General features: G+C 65.9%; 22 protein-coding genes. 10 read left to right on the plus strand and 12 right to left on the minus strand.

Annotated elements, in window-relative coordinates; translation table 11 throughout:
- Positions 1-35 precede the first annotated feature (35 nt).
- The 4 genes from AABD04_RS00865 to AABD04_RS00880 all read right to left on the minus strand — a co-directional run bounded on the left by AABD04_RS00865 (position 36) and on the right by AABD04_RS00880 (position 3,705).
- Entirely contained in the window at positions 36-1,052 is a 1,017-nt protein-coding gene (locus tag AABD04_RS00865; protein WP_341439879.1) for a hypothetical protein, read from the minus strand.
- The gene (locus tag AABD04_RS00870) at positions 1,049-2,233 is read right to left on the minus strand and encodes a sensor histidine kinase (protein ID WP_341439880.1); all 1,185 of its coding nucleotides are present in this window, start codon (positions 2,231-2,233) and stop codon (positions 1,049-1,051) included. The genes AABD04_RS00865 and AABD04_RS00870 overlap by 4 nt, the downstream gene beginning before the upstream one ends.
- 32 nt (positions 2,234-2,265) lie before the next feature.
- Positions 2,266-2,970, minus strand: a complete 705-nt coding sequence (locus AABD04_RS00875) for a TMEM165/GDT1 family protein (protein WP_341439881.1) — start codon at positions 2,968-2,970, stop codon at positions 2,266-2,268.
- A gap of 207 nt (positions 2,971-3,177) precedes the next feature.
- Positions 3,178-3,705: a peptidase gene (locus tag AABD04_RS00880; protein WP_243595843.1), complete on the minus strand. Its 528-nt coding sequence runs from the start codon at positions 3,703-3,705 to the stop codon at positions 3,178-3,180.
- Positions 3,706-3,863: 158 nt separating this feature from the next.
- Here AABD04_RS00880 and AABD04_RS00885 point away from each other — a divergent pair, with 158 nt between their 5' ends.
- Together AABD04_RS00885 and AABD04_RS00890 are read left to right on the plus strand one after the other, a co-directional pair.
- On the plus strand, positions 3,864-4,811 hold the full coding sequence (locus AABD04_RS00885) for an ABC transporter substrate-binding protein (protein WP_341439882.1): 948 nt from the start codon (positions 3,864-3,866) through the stop codon (positions 4,809-4,811).
- 1 nt (position 4,812) lies between these two features.
- Complete coding sequence (locus AABD04_RS00890) at positions 4,813-5,733, plus strand: sucrase ferredoxin (protein ID WP_341439883.1); 921 nt, start codon at positions 4,813-4,815, stop codon at positions 5,731-5,733.
- A 78-nt stretch (positions 5,734-5,811) separates the two neighbouring features.
- On the opposite strand, the gene AABD04_RS00895 is transcribed toward AABD04_RS00890, so the two are convergent.
- A complete protein-coding gene (locus AABD04_RS00895; protein WP_032380929.1) occupies positions 5,812-6,435 on the minus strand; it encodes a superoxide dismutase in 624 nt (207 codons plus the stop codon).
- Positions 6,436-6,693: 258 nt separating this feature from the next.
- On the opposite strand from AABD04_RS00895, the gene AABD04_RS00900 reads away from it, so the two are divergent.
- On the plus strand, positions 6,694-7,821 hold the full coding sequence (locus AABD04_RS00900) for an acyltransferase family protein (RefSeq protein ID WP_341439884.1): 1,128 nt from the start codon (positions 6,694-6,696) through the stop codon (positions 7,819-7,821).
- A 97-nt stretch (positions 7,822-7,918) separates the two neighbouring features.
- On the opposite strand, the gene AABD04_RS00905 is transcribed toward AABD04_RS00900, so the two are convergent.
- Both AABD04_RS00905 and AABD04_RS00910 read right to left on the minus strand, forming a co-directional pair.
- A complete protein-coding gene (locus tag AABD04_RS00905) occupies positions 7,919-8,845 on the minus strand; it encodes an LLM class F420-dependent oxidoreductase (RefSeq protein ID WP_341442914.1) in 927 nt (308 codons plus the stop codon).
- Between the two features lie 51 nt (positions 8,846-8,896).
- Positions 8,897-10,054, minus strand: a complete 1,158-nt coding sequence (locus AABD04_RS00910; RefSeq protein WP_341439885.1) for a permease — start codon at positions 10,052-10,054, stop codon at positions 8,897-8,899.
- Positions 10,055-10,181: 127 nt separating this feature from the next.
- Between AABD04_RS00910 and AABD04_RS00915 the strand changes: the two genes are divergently transcribed.
- From AABD04_RS00915 to AABD04_RS00935, 5 genes are all read left to right on the plus strand, one after another.
- Positions 10,182-11,474: a DUF2254 domain-containing protein gene (locus AABD04_RS00915; protein WP_341439886.1), complete on the plus strand. Its 1,293-nt coding sequence runs from the start codon at positions 10,182-10,184 to the stop codon at positions 11,472-11,474.
- Positions 11,475-11,780: 306 nt separating this feature from the next.
- Positions 11,781-12,083 carry a rhodanese-like domain-containing protein gene (locus tag AABD04_RS00920; RefSeq protein ID WP_341442915.1) on the plus strand — a complete coding sequence of 101 codons (303 nt, stop codon included), beginning with the start codon at positions 11,781-11,783 and terminating at the stop codon, positions 12,081-12,083.
- Entirely contained in the window at positions 12,084-13,139 is a 1,056-nt protein-coding gene (locus AABD04_RS00925) for a DUF4328 domain-containing protein (RefSeq protein ID WP_341439887.1), read from the plus strand.
- Positions 13,136-13,909 carry a glycerophosphodiester phosphodiesterase gene (locus tag AABD04_RS00930; protein WP_341439888.1) on the plus strand — a complete coding sequence of 258 codons (774 nt, stop codon included), beginning with the start codon at positions 13,136-13,138 and terminating at the stop codon, positions 13,907-13,909. The genes AABD04_RS00925 and AABD04_RS00930 overlap by 4 nt, the downstream gene beginning before the upstream one ends.
- A gap of 10 nt (positions 13,910-13,919) precedes the next feature.
- Entirely contained in the window at positions 13,920-14,831 is a 912-nt protein-coding gene (locus AABD04_RS00935; RefSeq protein WP_243595851.1) for a DUF5926 family protein, read from the plus strand.
- Between the two features lie 105 nt (positions 14,832-14,936).
- Here the strand turns inward: AABD04_RS00935 and AABD04_RS00940 are convergent, their stop codons facing one another.
- From AABD04_RS00940 to AABD04_RS00950, 3 genes are all read right to left on the minus strand, one after another.
- Positions 14,937-15,491: a ferritin gene (locus AABD04_RS00940; RefSeq protein WP_341439889.1), complete on the minus strand. Its 555-nt coding sequence runs from the start codon at positions 15,489-15,491 to the stop codon at positions 14,937-14,939.
- Positions 15,492-15,602: 111 nt separating this feature from the next.
- Positions 15,603-16,163 carry a ferritin gene (locus AABD04_RS00945; protein WP_341439890.1) on the minus strand — a complete coding sequence of 187 codons (561 nt, stop codon included), beginning with the start codon at positions 16,161-16,163 and terminating at the stop codon, positions 15,603-15,605.
- Between the two features lie 41 nt (positions 16,164-16,204).
- Positions 16,205-17,482, minus strand: coding sequence for an LCP family protein (locus AABD04_RS00950; protein ID WP_423228197.1), 1,278 nt, complete (start codon positions 17,480-17,482; stop codon positions 16,205-16,207).
- A gap of 29 nt (positions 17,483-17,511) precedes the next feature.
- Here AABD04_RS00950 and AABD04_RS00955 point away from each other — a divergent pair, with 29 nt between their 5' ends.
- Entirely contained in the window at positions 17,512-17,838 is a 327-nt protein-coding gene (locus tag AABD04_RS00955; RefSeq protein ID WP_341439892.1) for a hypothetical protein, read from the plus strand.
- A gap of 5 nt (positions 17,839-17,843) precedes the next feature.
- Here AABD04_RS00955 and AABD04_RS00960 read toward each other — a convergent pair whose 3' ends face one another.
- Both AABD04_RS00960 and AABD04_RS00965 read right to left on the minus strand, forming a co-directional pair.
- A complete protein-coding gene (locus AABD04_RS00960) occupies positions 17,844-18,653 on the minus strand; it encodes a CPBP family intramembrane glutamic endopeptidase (protein WP_423228104.1) in 810 nt (269 codons plus the stop codon).
- Between the two features lie 34 nt (positions 18,654-18,687).
- Positions 18,688-19,458, minus strand: coding sequence for a DUF2470 domain-containing protein (locus tag AABD04_RS00965; protein WP_335742372.1), 771 nt, complete (start codon positions 19,456-19,458; stop codon positions 18,688-18,690).
- A 124-nt stretch (positions 19,459-19,582) separates the two neighbouring features.
- Between AABD04_RS00965 and AABD04_RS00970 the strand changes: the two genes are divergently transcribed.
- Positions 19,583-20,305 carry a hypothetical protein gene (locus tag AABD04_RS00970; RefSeq protein ID WP_243595855.1) on the plus strand — a complete coding sequence of 241 codons (723 nt, stop codon included), beginning with the start codon at positions 19,583-19,585 and terminating at the stop codon, positions 20,303-20,305.

The raw sequence follows: 20,305 nt of genomic DNA on the forward strand, positions 1-20,305 counted from the left end.
AGAGTAGCCAGGGGAGCAGCGGTCCAAACCACCGCTCAGCGCCGGATGTGACCGGCTTCGTCGTACTCGACTCGCTGCGTCCCGTCGCCCAGGTCGTCGAGCAGAATCGTCGCCGCCACGGTCCGTCCGGGAGGCAGGAGGCGGACCGTCACCGCGCCGGCTTCGGCGGCATCGAGCGCACTCGATGCAGCGGCCACGATGCGGTCTCGTGCGTCGTCGTCGAGTGCGTCCGGTGTGCGGTCGTCGAGCATCATCACCTCCACTCCGCGCGCCCGAGCCGATCTCGCAGCGAGAATGAGGTCGGGCTTCACGAGACCGCGGGCCCGCAGGGTGTCGCGCAGTTCGGCTTCGAGCAGCCGACACGCGAGGATTTCCTCGTCGGTGGGATCGGGACCGTCGGCGATGCGCTGCAGCAACGGACGGGCCAACGCGTCGAGACTGGCCAGGCGGGCGTCCCGCTCCTCGAGGACGGCCGCCGCCGCAGCCTGGGACGCGATACGCACCGTCGACTGCCTGCGCAGCTCGAAGATGGCCGCGGCCAACGGACGGATGGTGAAGGCGAAGAACGTCGCCATCAACAGCGGCGCGATGTTGATGGCGCTGAACGACAGCCCGTACAGAAATCCCTGGCCCGTCACCACCGCCCACCCGATGGCCACCGACATGGTCAGTGCCAGCCCGAGCCACGCGGCCAGGGTGCGACCGCGAACGCACATGAAGGTGTAGATCACCACGGACATCCCCAACGGCCAGGTCTGCAGGCTGCCCGTCAGCGGTACCGGTAACACCGCGAAGACGAACGCCGCTGCCACCGGACCCGATACGGTCAGCAGGGCGGTCGCCCGCACGCTCAGGGGATCGCCCGCGGCACCGAGCAATACGGCGACGGCTCCGGTGAACACGAGAACCGCCGCGTATTCGGGCCACACCGAGGACACTCCGTCCAGGGTCGCTGTCGCGCAGACCGCGCACGCGAGCACGAAGAACACTGCGACGGCGTACGCGGCCGTCGACTTCATCGACAGCAGATCCCGGATGTCCTGCCCGTTCATCGTTTCCACCTCAGTTGGACGGTGGTGCCTGCGGCGGAGGAGTGGATGTCGGCCGATCCGCCGTCGAGCTGACGCATCCTGCCTTCGATACTGACGGCGACACCGAGTCGGTGCGGGGGTACCGAGCGTCGATCGAAGCCGATACCGTTGTCGCGAACGGTGACCTGCAATGACGACGGAGCCAGCCGGACGCCGACCGATCGGTCCGATGCCTGCGCGTGAATTCGACTGTTGCGCAGAGCCTCTGCGAGAGCTGCAGCAATGGATCTGACGACGTCGGCCGGGTAGTCCTCCGATCGTTCGGGCTGTTCCATGTGTACGGTGAATTCGATCGACTCGTCGACCGTGGTCGCAGCGGAACGCAGCTGAGCCAGAGCCTCGTCCGCGGAGAAGCTGTGAGAGACGGCACCGGTGGTCAGGTCGTCCAGATGTGTCAGAGCCGAGCGGGCCTGACGTGCCAGGCTCGGCGTGCGGCCATGTCGAGTCACGGCGAGCAGGGACGACATGACCTCGTCGTGGATCAGCGCGTCGAACCGCTCACGCTCGACCTCGCGGGCGGTGGCCGCGGCTGCTCGGGCTGCGTCGTCGTGCGTCGCGGAGATGGTGGCGTCGAGAATCCGTCCGGTGCGTACTGCGGCGAGGGTTGCGGCCACGAACACCGTGCAGAACATCATCGCGAAGAATATCTCCGCGATGATGTTGCTGCGAGGAAACGGTTCTCGCACAGCCTGATTGGTGAGCTGCACGACGACGACGCTGACGGTCATGTGGACGAATGCCGGGACCGGAGGCCACACCGTGGCGGCCGCGAGTGCTGCCAGGCCGGGAAACACCGAGAGAAATGTCCCGGCCTGATCGAAAGTGGTGCCGTCCCAGGCCACCCACCACAGCAGAGCCATGATCGTGAACGTCGATGCTGCTATCGAGCCGGCAATCCTGATCGCGGCGATACTCGGATGAAAAGTCATGGCTCCGAACGCGAAACCACTGCCGAACACGACCACAGCTGTGACCGGAGTCCACCAACCGGGAACCACTTCAGCGCTGCGCGCGATATCCGGGATCAACAGCAACAGGTAGATGAGATAGCCGGTGGCGACGAACCGGCCGAAGATTCTGATCAGCCGGTCGGTCGATCGATGTGCGGCGTCGGTGCCGATGACCTGCTGGTCGATGTTCATTCACCCCTCCGGAGGAGGAGTGTAAACCAAGGTCAGGCGTCTTCGCTGGTGGTCTGCTCCAACGATTCCCGCGCTGCCCTGGTGCGGGAGCGTCGAACGAACACGGCGACGACGACGGCGGACATCACGACGACCACTCCGGCGGCGATGTACGGGGCTGCGGTGCCGGGCATCAGGCCCTCGAAGAACAGGACGGCACCGAAGACGAAGAACAGAATTGCCGCGCCGAACTGAATGACGCGCTCCGGCAGGTGCTTTCCGAGCACTGCACCGACCACGATGGCAAGTGCATCGGCTGCGACCATGCCGACCGTCGAGCCGATCCACACGCCCACCCAGTCGTTGTCGGCCGCGAGGGTGACGGTGGCCAGCATCGTCTTGTCACCGAGCTCGGCCAGGAAGAACGCCGACGCGATCGCGAGGAACGCGGACTTGGTGACCCGGGAGGCTTTCGCGCCTTCGTCGTCGGACAGGGAGTCGCCGCGCAGCGTCCAGAGCCCGAAGATGACGAATGCGAGGCCGCCGACGATGGATATCGCCTCGGTGGGGATCGACACCCCGAGGAAGTGCCCGACCGCCACCGAGACCAGGTGCACGACAGTGGTGGCCACGGTGATGCCGCCGATGACGACGTACCACTTGTAGCGCAGGGCGAATGTCATGGCCATGAGCTGGGACTTGTCACCCAGCTCGGCGACGAAAATGACAGCGAAACTCAACAACAATGCGGACAGCACAGCGGACTCCTCGGTCGTCGAACGGACCGAAGGTCTCGCCCACCGAATCTCTCCGGTTCACCGTGCCGGGCAGCAGAAGCGGCCAGTATGTCGACACGATGATTGGGGGCTACTCCCCTTCGCTGCAGACGACTGTAGGAGGTCGATCGTGAAATGTCCAATGCCGCAATAAGTTTGGGTCCCCGAAACCTTGTGTACGGGTAGCGGTCACGACGCGAGGAGCATCGCCAAAACTGCGGTGTCGGGATCGCTGATGGGATCGAGACCGACCCGGCTGACCATCGAGGTCACGGTGCCGTCGGACTCGGCTTCCACCCAGGCCGCCCGATGGTCGAGCCCGAGGTGAGGAAGGCCGGGGAGCAGGACGCACCCGGACGCCGCGCCCGCACACTCCGGGAGCGTGGGCGTGGTCTCCGAGGGCGGATGCAGCATCAGTAACGCAGCAGGTTGATGCGCGGCGAACCGTCCGGGCGCCAGCGCGAAATCGCCGATCACCGGACCCTCGGCGACGACCAATCCGACCGTGCCCGGCTCCGGGTCGTCGGGCAATTCCTCACGTACACCGAACACCGTCGACGTGGCCAATATGCCCGGCATCGAGGCCACCCGCACGGCGAGGGCCAGGAACTGAGCCCATTCCTTGGTGGTGTCCGGCCAGCGGCCCGAGATCACGAATCCGCGCAGCAGACCGGCGGCATGAAACGGTGAAACACCGATGAGATTTCGCTCGTCCATCTCGATCTTTCCTCCCAGACAGGTACAGGGCGCTAGCCGGGTACACGACGTTGGGTAAAGAAGAGAATGACCCGAAAGCGGCTGGCACACAAGATGGGGAGAGTGCCAGCCGAAACGTAGCTGCCCCGCTGCGCATTGCCACCGGATACGCTCCTTCGATGAAATTCGGACGAATCGGTGGGCGGCTCGGTGTCGCGGTCGTGTCATGCCTGGTCGCCGTCGCGGTCACTGCGTGCAGTGCGGACGCGACGAGCACCCAGGAGAACCCAGGTGACGTCCGCACCGTGCAGCACGCATTCGGTGAGACGAGCATTCCGGTGGATCCGCAGCGCGTTGCCGTGCTCGACGGGGACCGCACGATGGAAGCGGTCGTGGCCCTGGGAGTGCAGCCGGTCGCAGCAGTGAAGCCGCCGCTCACCGGTGACTACGCGCCCGTCGTACGTGCCCTTCTCGCCGACGAACCGGTGGACATCGGATCGGCCGACTCCGACATCGACATCGAGGCGCTGACGGCGGCCGGACCGGACCTGATCGTGATGCGAACGGAGGGTGAGGACAGTCGAGCGTTGTTCGACCGCGTCGCCCCGATCGCACCGACCGTCGTCGTGGACTACGCGCCGGCGTCGTGGCAGAGCACCCTCGAGCAGGTGGCGGAATTCTTCGACCAGCAGGACACGGCCGAGAACTTGTTGGCCGACTATCGGCGCACGGTGGACGAGTCGCAGGCTCGGGCACCGCGCGAGGGCAGCACGTTGACCATCGCACGGGTGCGCGCCGACTCGCTTCGATACATGACGCAGGACGGCTCGTTTCCTTACTCGGTGCTCGCCGATCTGGGCTACAGCGCCCCCGCGCAGCAGGACCGTGGGTCGGATGCGGTGCAGACCGTCGACGTGAGTCCCGAACTGATCGACGTTCTCGATGCCGACGACATCGTTCTGCTGACCGACGCCGGGACGGAAGACGCCGTGACGCAATTGCGGCAGAACCCGCTCTTCATCGGACTCGGGGCCCGGGTGACCGAACTGCCGTCCAAGGACTACCTGTTCGGCAACGTACTCACCGCGCAGGCGTTGGTGGAGACGGCGGCCGGACTCGGTGGCTGACATGCCTGCATCGGAGCGCTGGGGCGGCTGCGCCGCGGTGGCCCGTGAGAGCGACGAGTCTCTTCGCGGAACGGCGGCCAGGGCCGACGGCTGGGTGCTGATCGAACACCGAGGGCCGTGGGGCACAGAACCGTGGGGACCGGACGGTCCGCTGGGTCGAATCGGCGTCGAACTTGCCCGTCGCTGTTCGGCGGCGCGGGTACGTCCCCAACTCGTGCGCGACACTCGGCTGCCGCGGAATTCGACCGATGTGCGGCGAGTCTTCCTCGTGCATTCGGGCCGTTCGGGTCCGTGGGCCGAGCAGTACACGGTCGACGCGGTCGAGCAGGTGCTCGAGCTGCCGTTGGAAGCCGCTTCGGGCGATACCCCACCCGGCCTGGGGATATCTGTCGAGCAGCCGCTGTACCTGGTGTGTACGCACGGGAAGAAAGATCCGTGCTGCGCGGTGTTGGGTCGCCCGGTGGCGACCGCTCTGAGTCGACCCGACGGACGGGTGTGGGAATCGACGCACCTCGGTGGGGACCGGTATGCAGCCGGAATGGTGGCGCTGCCGGAGGGTAGCTACTACGGCAACCTCACTCCGGCGAATGCTCCGGCCGTGGTGGACGGTCACGACCGTGGGCAGTTGTCACTGCAGCACTACCGGGGTCGGTGCACCGACGACACGGCAGTCCAGATCGCCGAACACGCAGTACGCACCGAATACGGCCTCACCGGAATCCACGACGTGCGTCCGACCGCGGCCACCGCGTCGGACAGCGGGATGGACGTCGTCGTTGCAACGACGACGGGCTCGGTGCAGGTGCGCGTGACTCCGAATCCCGAGGCTCCGCGCAGAACGACGTGCCGCTCCGAGGCTGTCGCGACACCCGACCACGGAATCACCTCGATCCGACCGATCTCGGCAACCGAACGGGTATGACCTCGAAAAGCGACAGGGCCACCGCAACGGATGCGGTGGCCCTGTCTGCGATTGCGCGTCGTGCGGCAATCTCGAAACCTACGGGAAGATCAGGCCCGGGGTCTTCGAGGTGGCGGCCTCGAAACGAGCCTGGACGTCGGCCCAGTTGACGACGTTCCAGAACGCCTTCACGTAGTCGGCCTTGACGTTCTTGTACTGCAGGTAGAAGGCGTGCTCCCACATGTCGACCTGGAGCAGCGGGATGATGCCCAGCGGCACGTTGGCCTGCTGATCGTAGAGCTGGAAGGTGAGCAGCTTCTTGCCCAGCGAGTCGTAACCCAGAACGGCCCAGCCGGAGCCCTGCAGGCCGTTGGCGGCAGCGGTGAACTGTGCGCGGAACTTGTCGAACGAACCGAACTGGTCGTCGATCGCGGCACCGAGCTCACCCTCGGGCTTGTCGCCACCGTTGGGCGAGAGGTTCTTCCACCAGATGGAATGGTTGACGTGGCCACCGAGGTGGAACGCCAGGTTCTTCTCGTGCAGGAAGATCGCTGCATGGTCGTCGTTCTCGCGCGCTGCGGCGAGCTTTTCGAGGGCCGTGTTGGCACCTGCGACGTAGGTGGCGTGATGCTTGGAATGATGAAGCTCGTTGATCTCGCCCGAGATGTGCGGCTCGAGGGCGGAGTAATCGAAATCAAGGTCGGGCAAGGTGTACTCGGACACGTGGTTCCCTTCTCTAACGACGCCGTACCCATCATGTGATGCGGGCACGTTCGTCCTACTGCGGATCATTCGTAGGGTTCAACCCAATCTCATTCCTACCCCCAGTGCAACAGTTGTAACCGAGATGCTTTTCTCGGAATAAATTCGTGTGAACGAGACAGCCGAATTCTCGGCTGTGAATTCGCATCGAATATCACGAAACAGTTGCGGAGCGGCCGCGGATTGGTCCGAAAGGTGAACGGAACCTAAACTCGCGGTGTGAGTGGGGACCGGCCGAGCCAGAATGAGGTCGACGAGTCCGTCGCCGCTCGGCCCTTCGCGGCACCCCGAGTGCAGATGGACGGTGCCCACCTCCTCCGCGCCATCGCAGCCCTCGCCGTCCTCTACTCCCACATCTCGTTTTGGGTGATCGACGACCTGGGCGAATCCTGGTGGTTCCTCGACGCCTCCGCGGCCGTCCTGAATGGAATGCTGGGCCTGACCCTGCATCTGTCTCTCGTCGGAGTGGGCATCTTCATGCTTCTCACCGGCCTGTTGGTGACCAGATCCGCCATGAGGCAAACCCGTCGGGACTTCATGGTGGCCCGGCTCGCACGCCTTGTACCCGCCTTCTGGTTCACGCTCGTGCTCGTACTGCTGATAGGAGCCGCCGAAAACAACGGCGACATCGGTATCGGCATCGTCGACGCGGCGTTGAATTTCGTTCTGGGCGGATTCTTCCTGACCCCACAGGTGCTGGTGCTCGGCGTGACGTGGACCCTCGTCGTGCAGGCAGTCTTCTACCTCTACTGCACTGCGATGCGATCGGTGCTGCGCAGCGCCCCGTTCCTGGTACCCCTCGTCGGAGCGGTCCTGTGTGTGTCGATCCTGCTGTACAACCTCACCGTCCCCGAGGGCTGGGCCGTACCCTTCCTGACCCGGGTCGCGGCGATACTTCCCACCTTGTTCCTCGGCCAGATCATCTATCTGGCCTGGGCCCGGCTGGTGGCGTGGCGATGGGTGGCCCTCGCTGTGCTCGCACAGGTGGAAGTGGTCCGACTCGCCATCCACACCGACGCATTCTGGATGGGCTACCGATACCTGTGGACGCTGTTCGTCATCACCGTGGCCGTCGTCCTGCTGGCCCGATACAGCGGGTCGATCACCCGCTGGCCCCTGGTCCACTGGCTCGGCACCCGTAGCTACGCCATCTACCTGCTGCACACGCTCGTGCTGTACCGCACCTACAACACGGTCCAGCCGAGCCTCGGAACCTCGGCGGCAGTCCTCGTGTTCCTCGCCATCACCGCCGTCCTGGCCGAGATCACCTACCGCTGGATCGAACTACCCGCCGCACGACACATCAGTGCGACATACGCACGCCTACGCGCCCGATCCACCGCCTGACCGAGGCCCCTTGGGTACTCGATGTGACATTTGGTGGCCTTTTCGGGGGTCGATGTCACATTTGGTGGACTTCGGTGGGTGGGCGCGATCGGCGGGGTCAGAGCTGCGGGAGAACCTCGGAGGCGACGAGTTCGAGGTGATCGAGATCGGTGAGGTCCATGGTCTGCAGGTACACGCGGGTGGCACCGACCGCTCCGAAGCTGCCGATTTTGTCGACCAGTTCGGCGGGGCTACCGGCGGCACCGTTCTCGCGTAGCTCCGATACCTCGCGGCCGATGGCGGCGGCGCGTCGGGCAATTTCTTCTTCGGTGCGGCCGCAGCACAAGACGAGGGCGTTGGAGTAGACGAGGGAATCGGGGTCGCGGTCGGCGGCGGTGCAGGCAGCGCGGACGCGGCCGAACTGGGTCTCGGTGTCGGCCAGCGAGGCGAAGGGAATGTTGAACTCGTCGGCGTACTTCGCGGCGAGGGCGGGGGTGCGCTTCTTGCCGCCACCGCCGATGACGATGGGCGGGTGCGGGGTCTGCACCGGCTTGGGGAGCGCCGGGGAGTCCGTGACGGGGTAATGCGTGCCTGCGTGCGAGAACGTGTCGCCCACCGGTGTGTCCCAGAGTCCAGTGATGACGGCGAGTTGCTCCTCCAGCCGGTCGAAGCGCTCGCCGAGCGCCGGGAAGGGGATTCCGTAGGCCTTGTGCTCGTCCTCGAACCAGCCGGCACCGAGGCCGAGGTCGACGCGGCCACCGCTCATGGCGTCGACCTGCGCGACGCTGATGGCGAGTGGTCCCGGGTACCGGAAGGTGGCCGACGTGACGAGGGTGCCGAGCCGAATGGTCGACGTCTCGCGGGCCAGGCCGGCCAGGGTGATCCACGCGTCGGTGGGGCCCGGGCCGCCGTCACCGCTCATTGCGAGGTAGTGATCGGAGCGGAAGAACGCGCCGTAGCCGAATTCCTCGGCTGCCTTCGCGACGCGAAGGAGGTCGTCGTAGGTGGCCCCCTGCTGGGGCTCGGTGAACACACGCAGCTCGATCGAGGTCATGATGTGCAGCCTAATCCTCGACCGGGACCGCTCGTGCCGGTGTCAGTCGGCGGTGCCGCTGTCGGAATCGGACGGGCTCCCGCCCATCATCGAGAGCATCGAGGTGCCACCCTGACGAACGAAGCGGGTCACCAGCGCTCCGGCCAGTACCAGTGCGACGATGTTGAGCCACGTCGTGTAGTTCCAGGAGATTCCCTCATCGGGAAGGTGGGCCGACGAGGCGTCGGGCACCAGGTCCAATACCGAGAACACGATCTCGATGAGGTAGCCGGTCGCGACCATCGCGACGTAGAAGACGAGCGTTATGCGGACCGTCATCGCCATTCCGTAGTACTTCCGGTAGATGTTCAGGATCGGCAGAATCAGCAGGTCGGCGAAAATGAACGCCATCACGCCGCCGAAGCTGATCCCGCCGGTCCACAGCACCACAGCCAACGGGACGTTGCCCACCGAGCAGACGAAGCTGAAGACGCCGACGATCGGTCCGATGATGGGACCCCATATTGCAGACAGCAGGCCCGAATCTTCGAGGAACAATCCTTGCCAGAAGCTGTCCGGTACCCACGCGCCGATGGCTCCTGCGATCAGGAGGCCACCGATGAGGTCTTTCCAGATCGCCGCCCATTCCATCACGAATACGTTCGCGACTGCGGTGGCACCTTTGCCGGAAAACAGACGTGAGAGGAAGCTCCCGTCGCCGTCGGCGGACATGTCCATCGCCGCGTGGCCTTCCATGGACCCGGCCAGTGCCTTGTCTGCCTGCTCGGCGGCCGCGTCGAGCACCTTCTGACGCAGCACGACGCGGAACAGCAGCGCGACGATCACGATGATGATCGGGCCGGCCATGAATTCGGCGAGAGTGAATTGCCATCCCATCAGCAGCGCGAGGATCACTCCCAGCTCTATGACGAGATTGGTCGACGCGATCTCGAATGCCATCGCGGCCGTGAAGTCGGCTCCCCGTCGAAACAGCGACCGGGCCAGCGCAACCGAGGCGTAGGAGCACGACGAGGAGGCCATTCCGAAGCCGGTGGCCACCGCGAGCGTGCGTGGTCTGTGATCGCCGAGTGCCCGCACGATGGCGGAGCGGCGCACCACCGCCTGGATGACGGCCGACAGTGCGAACCCGAAGATCAGTGCCCACAGGATGCTCCACGCCATGGATCCGGTGAGGCTCAGAGCGTGACCGAGTGCGTTCATGGCTTCCTTCCGCGTCGGTCGATGACGTCTGATGAGACCCGCGGCCTGGCGTCACCTAGCGTGTGACGGTAGACGCCAGGCCGCGATCGCGTGCAGCACGGGCAGGATGGACGGGAATAGTATGAGAATGAAGCTGTCGCGTTTGTCGGATGTGTTCTGGTTTCTGCCGATGGCTCTCGGTATCGGCGCGCTGGTGCTCGCGCAGGGTTTGATCTTGGTGGATCGGGCACTGGACGACGCCGATCTCGGCTTCTGGGGTGCATTTCTCTACCGCGTCGGTGCCAGTGGCAGCCGCGATATCCTCGGCGCGATCGGCGGCTCGATGTTGGCCGTTGCCGCGACGTCCTTCTCGATCACGGTGTCGGTGTTGGCCACGGCCAGTTCGACGTACGGACCGCGCCTGGTGCGCAACTTCATGAACGACCGCGGCAATCAGTTCGTTCTCGGAATCTTCGGGGCAACGTTTCTCTATGCGCTGATGGTGCTGCGGTCGATTCGGGACGCCACCATCGACGACGGTTCGTTCGTTCCCGACATCGCGGTCAATGTTGCTGTTCTGCTGGCCGTTCTGGACGTTGCTGTTCTGGTGTACTTCATCAATCACATCGCTGGATCCATCCAGGTTTCCACCCTGTCGGCTCGGGTGCGTTCGGAGCTGGTGGCGGTGGTGGACACGCTGTATCCGGAGGAGCAGCCCAAGGATTCCAGGCCGGCGGTCGCTCCCTCGACCGAGAGCGCACCGATCTCGAGCACGGAATCGGGATTCGTGCTGAGCGTGGACGAGAGCGCCTTGTTGACGGTCGCGGAGTCCGCCGAGTGTCTGATCGAGATGGTGGTACGCCCGGGGGACCACATCGTCGACGGCGAGACGCTGGTACGCGTCCATCCCCCCGAGCTGGCAGACGATGTCGCGGGTGCTGTGTGCAAAGCCGTGGATTTCGGTATCACTCGAACTCCGTATCGCGACATTCAGTTCGCGGTACAGCAATTGGTCGAGATGGCAGTCCGTGCGCTGTCGCCCGGGACCAACGATCCGTACACCGCGCACAACGCCTTCAACGAACTGGCGACCGGGCTGGTACCGATGGCGCGACGCCCCGCGCCGAGGTTGGGCCGCGTCGACTCCGACCAGACCGTGCGGCTCATCGTGACCAGGCTGCCGATGACGGAGTTGATCGACGACGTCTTCGACGCGGTACGTATCTACGCGTTGGAGGCACCGGTGGCGATGACCTCGGCGATCATGCTCGCCCGCCGAATCGGAGTCGCGGCGGTGGATACGGATGTGCGGGAGGCAATTCTGCGTCATCTGGCGTTGATCGACGCTGCGGAAGCGGCCTCGGCGGGAGACCGGGTCAACATCGAGTTCTGCCGCGGCGAGATCGACGTTGCCAGGCAGGCGATTCTGTCCGCTGGGTAGCCGCAAGCGAGCGTGTGCACAGCGGCTGTGTCAAATCACCATCGATCCACAGCCTGCGTTGGTATTCAGTACACCGCGGGACCGACTCGACGCTCTGACCTGTGGATAGAAACCGGAACAGCTCCCGATTCTGTGCATCAACCTGTGGATACTGTGGATAACTTCTGAGGCTCGAGTGACGTAGGTCATAGTGGGTGCGCGCTTCGGTCGTCGGGACACGGGTGGCAGCCACGCGTGACGCCGTGACAAGATCGAGGTGTGTCTCACCCCGAGCAGTCGCCCGCCGTCACCGTCGACCGACTCCCGATGCCGTTCCCGGAAACGGCGCTGCTGCTCGACGTGCGCGAGGACGACGAGTGGCAGGCGGGACACGCACCCGACGCCGTCCACATCCCGATGGGCGACATTCCGTCCCGTGCCGGCGAGATCGACAACCAATCCGAGGTCTACGTCGTATGCAAAGTCGGCGGACGGTCGGCTCGCGTCGTCGAGTACCTGAATCGGGTGGGATTCGATGCGATCAACGTCGACGGTGGGATGCTCGCCTGGCAGGCCGCAGGTCGACCGATCGAGCGCGACGACGACTCCCACGAACCGAGCATCATCTAGATGACGGCTCCGCGGGGACGCGCGCAGGCGTTCCAGGTCTGTGCCCGCTGCAGCACTCGCTGGGCGGTCGGTGCACGGCCGGGCACGTGGTGCCCCCGCTGTCACGGCGTCCTGCTCTCTCCGGTGTCGAGCCAGGCACCTGCTCAGGGCCGACGAAACTTCCGCTGGGTAGCCCGCCCGGCACCCTCTCCGACGCGGGCCGCACGCCCGGCCGGATCCACGGCCCCTACCCCGACGCCGCACTACGACTCGACGCCCACCTGGGGGTTGCGTGACATCCCGCGCGATCCCGAGGGGAATCGCCACGTCGGTCGCGTCGAGCGGTACGCCGCGAATGCGCAGAACCTGGTCATCGTCACCGCGATGTTGCTGGCGCTCGCCGCGTTCGCCGAGGCGTTCCGGTACGGCATCCTGCTGTACAACCGCATGCGACTGGTCTCACCGATCACATTGGCCGTGTCCGACGCGTTGGTGTATTTCGCCCAGGTCGGTGCGCTCGTCATCGGGTTGGCAGCGCTGATTGCCTCGTCCTGCTGGTTGATTCAGCAACGCCGACTTGCCTTCGCTGCGGCCGGCACCACGGAGCCGCGGTCGGTGCGGTGGATGCTGCTGCTGTCGATGCTTCCAGTGGTCCGCATCGTGATGCCAGGGGTCTACCTCACCGAGGTCGTCCGTCTGCGGGGCGCTGCCGATGCAGATCTGCACCGTGAGCTGACGCTGGTTCGCATCTGGTGGGCCGTCTGGGCCGCGAGCAACGCGCTGGTGATCGTTCAACTGCTGTGGAATTTCCGCGATTCCCTCCAGGCCCGCGCCGACGGAGTTCTGCTGTCGGCATTCGTGGCAGTGGTGGCCGCCGTCTCGGCCGTACTGACCCTGGCGGTGATGCGCCGACTCGAAGGCCGCACGCTGCGCGGCTCCGCTGTGTCGCGTCCGACTCGCTGGGTGATCGCCACCGGCACTGCGCCGAAGCCGAAGCAGCAGCCCGACGCCGAAACAGCCAACACCGAGAAAGCCGACACCGAGAAGAAAGAACCCGAGGCGGTGACGGCGTCGTGAGTCCCGACCGTCGTGGGCCATTGGTCGTCGCGCATCGAGGTGCGTCGTCGGCCAAGAAGGAACACACCCTCGCGGCGTACGACCTTGCGCTGCGCGAGGGAGCGGACGGGGTCGAATGCGATGTGCGGCTCACCAAGGACGGCCACATCGTGTGCGTGCACGATCGCCGCGTCGATCGGACCTCGAACGGCACCGGCATCGTCAGCGAGATGGACTTCGCCGATCTCGCCCGACTCAACTACGGCGACGCCGACGAACCCGCTGAACTCCTGACGCTGCACGACCTGATCTCGCTCGTCCTCGATTGGACCAGCAAGCCGGTCAAACTCTTCATCGAAACCAAGCATCCCGTGCGGTACGGCTCGCTGATCGAGAGCAGGGTGCTCGACGAGCTGCACACGTTCGGGATCGGCGCGCCCGCCTCGGCCGACCACTCGCGGGCCGTCATCATGTCGTTCGCGCCGTCGGCCGTCTGGCGCGTACGACGGTCGGCTCCGATGCTTCCGACGGTGCTCCTCGGCGACAGCTCGCACTACCTCGGTGGGGGAGCGGCGACGACCGTCGGTGCCACCGCCGTCGGGCCGTCCATACGGGCTCTGCGCGAGCACCCGGCCATAATCGACCGCGCAGCCGCGTCGGGCCGGGCCAGTTACGTGTGGACCGTCGACGAAGAAGAGGACGTGGACCTGTGCCGCGAGCTCGGCGTCGGGTGGATCGCCACCAACCATCCCGGTCGAACGCGAGCCTGGCTCGAATCGAAGAACGTGTAGGTTTTCTGGCGTGGGTAAGAGCAAAAGAAACAGTGGACCTAAGCAGGACAGCAACCGAGCAGCGAAGCTGGCGCAGCGCGAGGCCGAGCGCGCGAGCATCGAATCGTCGTCGACTCGCCCGTTCGAGGGTCTCGCCGCCGAATGCGACCTGGTAGCGCTGCGCGAGTTCGTCCCGTCGGCTACGGCAACTGCGCCGATCACAGTGGACGGTCGCACCATCACGCTGGCAACAGTGCTGCCCGGCGCCGTGGCGGCGCTGGTGCGCGAAGAAGCGGATACCGTCGAGGGATTCGTCGGCCTTCAGGTACAGACGCAGTCGAAAGACGTTGCAGCAGATATCAGTAGCGCACTCGGCTGGGTGTCCACCGCCCCCGCGGGCGAGTCGCTCGAAGCCGCGAAGATCACCGACAGCACCCCAGCGCTGACCGATGTGCTCGACGCCTCCGCGCTGCTCGAGATCACCGTCCATCAGGACTTCAACTGGTGGATCCCCGAAAGTGCCACTCCCGCAGCCGATGTGACTGCCACCGTGGAGCGTGCGAACCAGGCGATCATGCCCTCGGCGCGGATCGAGGCCGACGGCGTCGTTGCTGCCTGGTGGGTGGATGCAGGCGACAAGGCGCACATCCGGTGGGTTCGTCCGGAGAGCGAGGACGACGTGATGCTCGCCCTCGCGCGTCTGCACGCTGCGGGTGATCTCAACTTGGGTGAAGGCTCGCGCTACGCCGGTTCGTTCCGGACGCATGGGGTGCTGGTGCCGGTGTTCGATCTCGATCCCGAGATGCACCCCACCGAATGGGCAGCGCCCACAAAGGAATTCGGAGACAAGCTGAACGAGGCGCTGGCCGTCGATGCACCGCTCACGGCGGCGCAGTTGCGCTCACGCGACGGCCTACGTGGACGCCAGGTCACTCTGCGCTAGAACGCGAGCCGGGTGGCCGCCCGAACAAGAGCTGCTTGTTCGTCCGGCCACCCGTATGAGCGCGAGGGTTCGCGCGTTACTCGTGTTGCGTTGCTGCGGTGCGGATCAGAGCGATCCACCGGCAACCGTGGGGGCACCTGCGTCGGCGACCACGCTGGTGTTCATCTCACGGGCGACGAACTGCTCGAGATCGAACAGGTTGTGGCCTGCACGATCGGCGATGTTGAGCAGAGTCTTCATGCTGGCAACTTCCTCGACCTGCTCCTTGAGGAACCACTGCATGAACTGCTCGCCGAGGTAGTCGCCCTCCTCGCGGGCGGTGCTCGCCAGCGCGATGATCTGCTCGGTGACGGTCTCCTCCTGCGCCAGCGCCAGTGCGATGGCCTCACGGGGATCGGTGAAGACGGACTTCGACGCGTCGACGCCGGTCAGCTCGACCGTGATGTCGCGATCGAGGAAGTACTGCACGATCATCATCGCGTGGTTGCGCTCTTCGACCGACTGCGCGTAGAAGTGCTGCGCCAGCTGCGGCAGGTTGACATTGGCGAAGTAGACCGCGGTGGCGATGTACTGCTGCGAGGCGTTGAACTCGTTGCGAATCTGGTCGCGAAGAAGTGCGTGGAACTTGGTGTGGCTGGTTTCCTTGATGTCTGCGCTCATGCGAAGGACAATATGCTGGTCAGAAGGCATTGTCATCCAAGTCGAACCTTATTGAGGCGAACGTGGCCTAATACAGTCGATCCTAAATGTCCGCTCTGAGCAGGGCTCACGCTACGCTCGCCCGGCCTCTTTCGGGGCGTTGGTGGCACGGATCACCGAAGCGCCGATCTCGCGAGCGACGTACTGCTCGATGTCGAACAAGTTCGAGTCGGCCCGGCGGACGATATTGAGCAGGCTCTGCATCGCCGCGACCTCCTCGACCTGCTCGGTGAGGAACCAGTGAGTGAACTGCTCGCCGATGTAGTCGCCCTCGGCCCGGGCAGCACGCGCCAGCGCAGTGATCTTCTCGGTCACCGCCGACTCCTGCGCCAGCGCCAGTTCCACCGGTTCGACGACCGATTGGAATGCCGTCACCACGTCGTCGATGCCCGACGCGTCGACCTCGAGTCGATTGTCGATGAGGAAACGGATCATCATCATGGCGTGCCGACGCTCCTCGGCGGACTGAGCGTAGAAGCGCGTGGCCAACTGTGGCAGATCGTTTCGGTCGAACCACAACGCGATCGCGACGTACTGCTGCGATGCGGTGAACTCATGCCGTACCTGAGCGCCCAGCAGGTCGTGGAACGACGTACCGGGTGTGGCGGTGGGCTGGGCGGACGGCGATGTCATTGTCCACAACCTACCGTCCGGCCGTGGGGAATTCGTGTCCGTCAGGGGCCGCCGGTCAGCAGTTCCGGCGGAATCTCGCGATCCTGCGCGATGGCGTCGAAGAATGCAGGCGCGCGAGTGTCGTCCCACAGCAGCACGTTTCCGACGTCGGAGTCCTGGAATCCGCCGACCGGCACCGTTGTGGTCACCGGACCTCCGCGCATCGCCCAGGCCAGTGCTGCGAGGTTCCAGATGTGATCTCCCTCGTCGACGCTCAACGACGACGCGGTATCGGACACCAGCGGCCACAACTTCAGTGGGTTGAGGAAAGTCGAAGCGCTGGTTGCCTTCTCGAGGAGGGCGGACATGAACGCGCGCTGATTGTTCATCCGGTCGATGTCGGCCAAGGCCGTCGCGCGGGACCGCACGAACCCGAGCGCCTCTGCTCCGGTGAGTTCCTGGCAACCGGCGGGAATGTTGATGCCCGCCAACGGATCGTCGATCGCGTTCTGTACGCACACGTCGACTCCGCCGACGGCGTCGACGATCCCGGCGAAGCCGCCGAATCCGATCTCGGCGTAGTGATCGATGTGCACACCGGTTGCACCCTCGACCGTCTGCACCAGCAGTGGCGGCCCGCCGAATGCGAAGGCCGCGTTGAGCTTGTCCTGGCCGTTGCCGGGAATCGACACGTACGAATCACGCGGCAGGCTGACCATCGTGGTCGCGCCGCTGCCCTCGGGGATGTGAATCAGAATGATCGTGTCGGTGCGACTCGGGCCCACCTCGCCGCCCGTCGCCAGTGCGGCTTCCTGCTCGGGCGTCAGGCCGGCTCGGGAATCCGATCCGACGAGAAGCCAGTTGGTGCCCGGGGTGTCGCCGATGCGTCCGGGGTACGAGGTGAGGGCGTCGACTCGCGTCAGCGAGCTGTCGACGTAGTAGACGACGCCGCCGATTCCCAGCACGAGCACCAGCAACACGATGAGGAAGCGTCGACCCCAGTGTCTGCGCTTGCGCGGCTTAGCGGCCCTCGGTGGCCGTGAATCGCGTTGTGGCCGTGCCGGTTCCGGTCGTCGCAGCGCCCGCTGTGCAGGTGCGGCCGGTTGCCTGCGTTCCTCGGTGAACGGCTCGGGTTGCTGACGCGGTGCATAGCCGGTGCGACCCCGATCGTCGTCCTGCGCGCGTGGGTACTGCCGCGTCGAATTCGGTGGGGTCGACTGTGCTGGATACGACTGCGCCGATCGGGGTTCGGGTGCCTGCGACCATGCCTGCTGCGGGGGCACGGGAGGGCCCTGACGCGACGGCGGACGGGGGGAGGCGGGACGGCCGTCGCGTCTGATGAACTCCGTGCCCTCCGGTGCCGGTCCCTGTGGCTGACCCGGCCGGTACCCCCGTGGTGGCGGCGGCTGCTGGCCGGGCGGTCGGCGGTTCGGCCGCTGCCCGGGCTCCGGACCGGGCGGCTGCTGACGAGGTCGTGGCCGATCGGGCGGCTGCTGCGGGGGTGGACCTGCGGCGCGACCGGGTTGCGGCGCTCGACCCGGTTGGGGAGCCGGGTCCGGCCGACGGTGTCGACTCGGCGTCGATCGGTCCGGTGGTGGCGTGCGCCGGTCTGGCGCGCCGTGCCGTCCGTAGCGATCGTCGTCGTTCACGGGTCGACTGTAACCGTCGCCGCGGAAACAACGGCCTTCCTCGGTGACCGATTCACGGGAGCCATGACAGATGTTCGCGCAGGAGGGCGTAGCCGACGAAGGCGACGATGTCGATCAGAGCGTGCGCGATGAGCAGTGGCCACAGTCTGCCGGTGCGCTGCCAGTAGCGGCCGAACACCAGACCCATGAGGAAGTTTCCGACACCGCCGCCCACGCCTTGATAGAAGTGGTAGCTCCCGCGCAGCAGCGACGAGCACAGCAGGGACGCGTTTTCACCGAGCCCGAGCCTGCGCAGCCGGGAGATCAGGTACGCCACGACGATGATCTCCTCGGCACCGGAATTGGCCAACGCGTACAGAATCAGTGCCGGGACGCGCCACCAGTGGTCGTCGAGGGCACTGGGAACGACGTTCAGATTGAAGCCGAGGGCGTTGCCCACGAGATACAGCGCCAGGCCGGGCAGCCCGATCAGTGCGGCCAGTCCGACGCCGTGGCCGAGGTCGATCTTCAGTCGCGGCCTGCCCAGTCCGATCGCTCGGGGTGCCAGGTCGGCTCGCCACAGCAGGTACAACCCCAGGGCTCCCCAGGCGCACAGACGCAGAATGCTCAGCAGCTGGAACAGCAGATCGATGAGGCTGAAGCTCGACCGAGACGAGTTCAGCGCGACGGTCTGATCGGAGAGGGCGGCGGTCTGCAATGCGTCCTCGATGAGCGAGAGGATGCTGCTCATACCGCTCAGGCCGAACGTCACCAGCAGGACGATCGCGATCTCGACCTTGATGGTGGTGCGTTCACGGGCATCGGGCGGGGGAGAGGCGCTCGTAGGCGGCGGTGGCGTCAACCAGCTCTTGAAGTCGATCACCGCACGAGTCTGCCCTGTTTCGTGAGATCAGGTGTCAGCCGCGGGCGCGTAGTCCGTTCAGAAACGGGCAGCCGGCGAGCACGCGCAGCGCGCGACTGAGCGAGAGTACGTCCCGGGCGGGCTCGGCGAATCCCAGCCGGACGTCGTTGTCGCCGCATTCGCCCTCGATCCGCAGCCGAATGCCGTAGCGATCGATGCCGAGCGGCCGGATTCGGCCCTGCCGCAGCGACGGCGGGAGGCGTCGGGCCAATTGGGCGAGCAGGTCCGGGTGGTCGGAGTCGAGGTGCTCGAGCCAGCTGGTCTCCATCTCCCAGAAGGGATCGGGTTCGGCCGCCAGCAGCGTGTCGACGTCGACCGGCTCGGCTCCCGTGCTGTCTGCGACCACGGCGGAGGTGACGATCAGCCGCATCAAAGAGGTGGTGTGGCCGACATCGAGGAGGGCCGGATGCGGATGTTCGGCGGCTACCGCGCCGGCCATGGGCCGCATCAGCGATTCCGGGACCGGGCGCAGATCTCCGCGAAGCCACACCAGCGATCGCACGGGTTCACGCAGAGCGAGGGGCGCATGATCGGTGAGTTCGAGGACAGCCGGCACTCCGGCACGGGAGGACTGCCACGCGACCGCGCCATCGAGGGAGTCGGTGCGGACGGCGAGGATCATCTCGCCGTTGGGTCGCAGGTGGTGCAGGGACGTGATCACCGGGTCGCTGCCGTCGATGGCCAGGGCAGCGCCCTCGGCGCGCATGCACGCACTGCGCACGCGTTCGGCGGTGGACGGTCCGGTGGTGGTGGTTGCGCCGAGCATGGGCTCCTCCGATGCGTTCGGTACCTGCGTGGGTCCGATAGGTGAGGCAAACCTAAGTTATGCGTCCCTAAGTTATACCGGTGTGGCGGGGATCGCAAGAGCAACTCGGGGCTACCGTGAAGGGGTGCCGATTCCGTTGACCCTCGGTGTGCCCCACCGACCCGACCCGAACGCTCTCGTCCACGCACTTCTTCAACCGGTGTGTTCCGACGGCGACTCGCTGGCCGCGGCCCCCCGTGGTGCCGAATACGGACCACCCGTCGTGCGGGCGTCGACGCTGCTCGCACTGCCCGACGTCGAGAACTTCGGCCGCATCGTGGTGCACCTCGACCTCGATCCCGACGAGCTCCGTGCGGGTCGGACCGGCGGCTACGAGGCCGTCCGCTTCACGGTGGACGCCTCTGCCGAGCATCTCGCCGATGCCCTCGCGCTGCGATTGCCCTCGCCGCTCGTCGTCTTCCCGATGTTCGACGCGATCGACGTGGCCGAGACCGCGGAGGCCGTCGTCCTCGCTCATCGGACCCCGGGCATCGGCGTCGCCGACACTCCGCGGCGCATCGCCGACGTGCTCGCGGTGGTCTCGCACGCCGATGTGGGTCTGGTCGCCCGCGCGGACTCCGGCGACGAGGTGCTCTCGATCCTCGCTGCGACTGTGGCGTCGTTGCGCGGGGACGACATCGCCGCGGCCCTTGCTGCGCCGAACGTCGCCGCGCTGCGAGCGCTGATCCCCGAGGCCGCCGAGGCGGTGCGCGAGGTACTGCTCGGAATCGAGATCGTCGACGCCGCCCGCGCCCGCGCGCGACTCGTCGACGTCGGTTTGATCGCTTCGTCGACGTCGACAACGTAA

This window comes from Rhodococcoides navarretei, from assembly GCF_038069675.1.
GTDB classification, from domain to species: domain Bacteria; phylum Actinomycetota; class Actinomycetes; order Mycobacteriales; family Mycobacteriaceae; genus Rhodococcoides; species Rhodococcoides navarretei.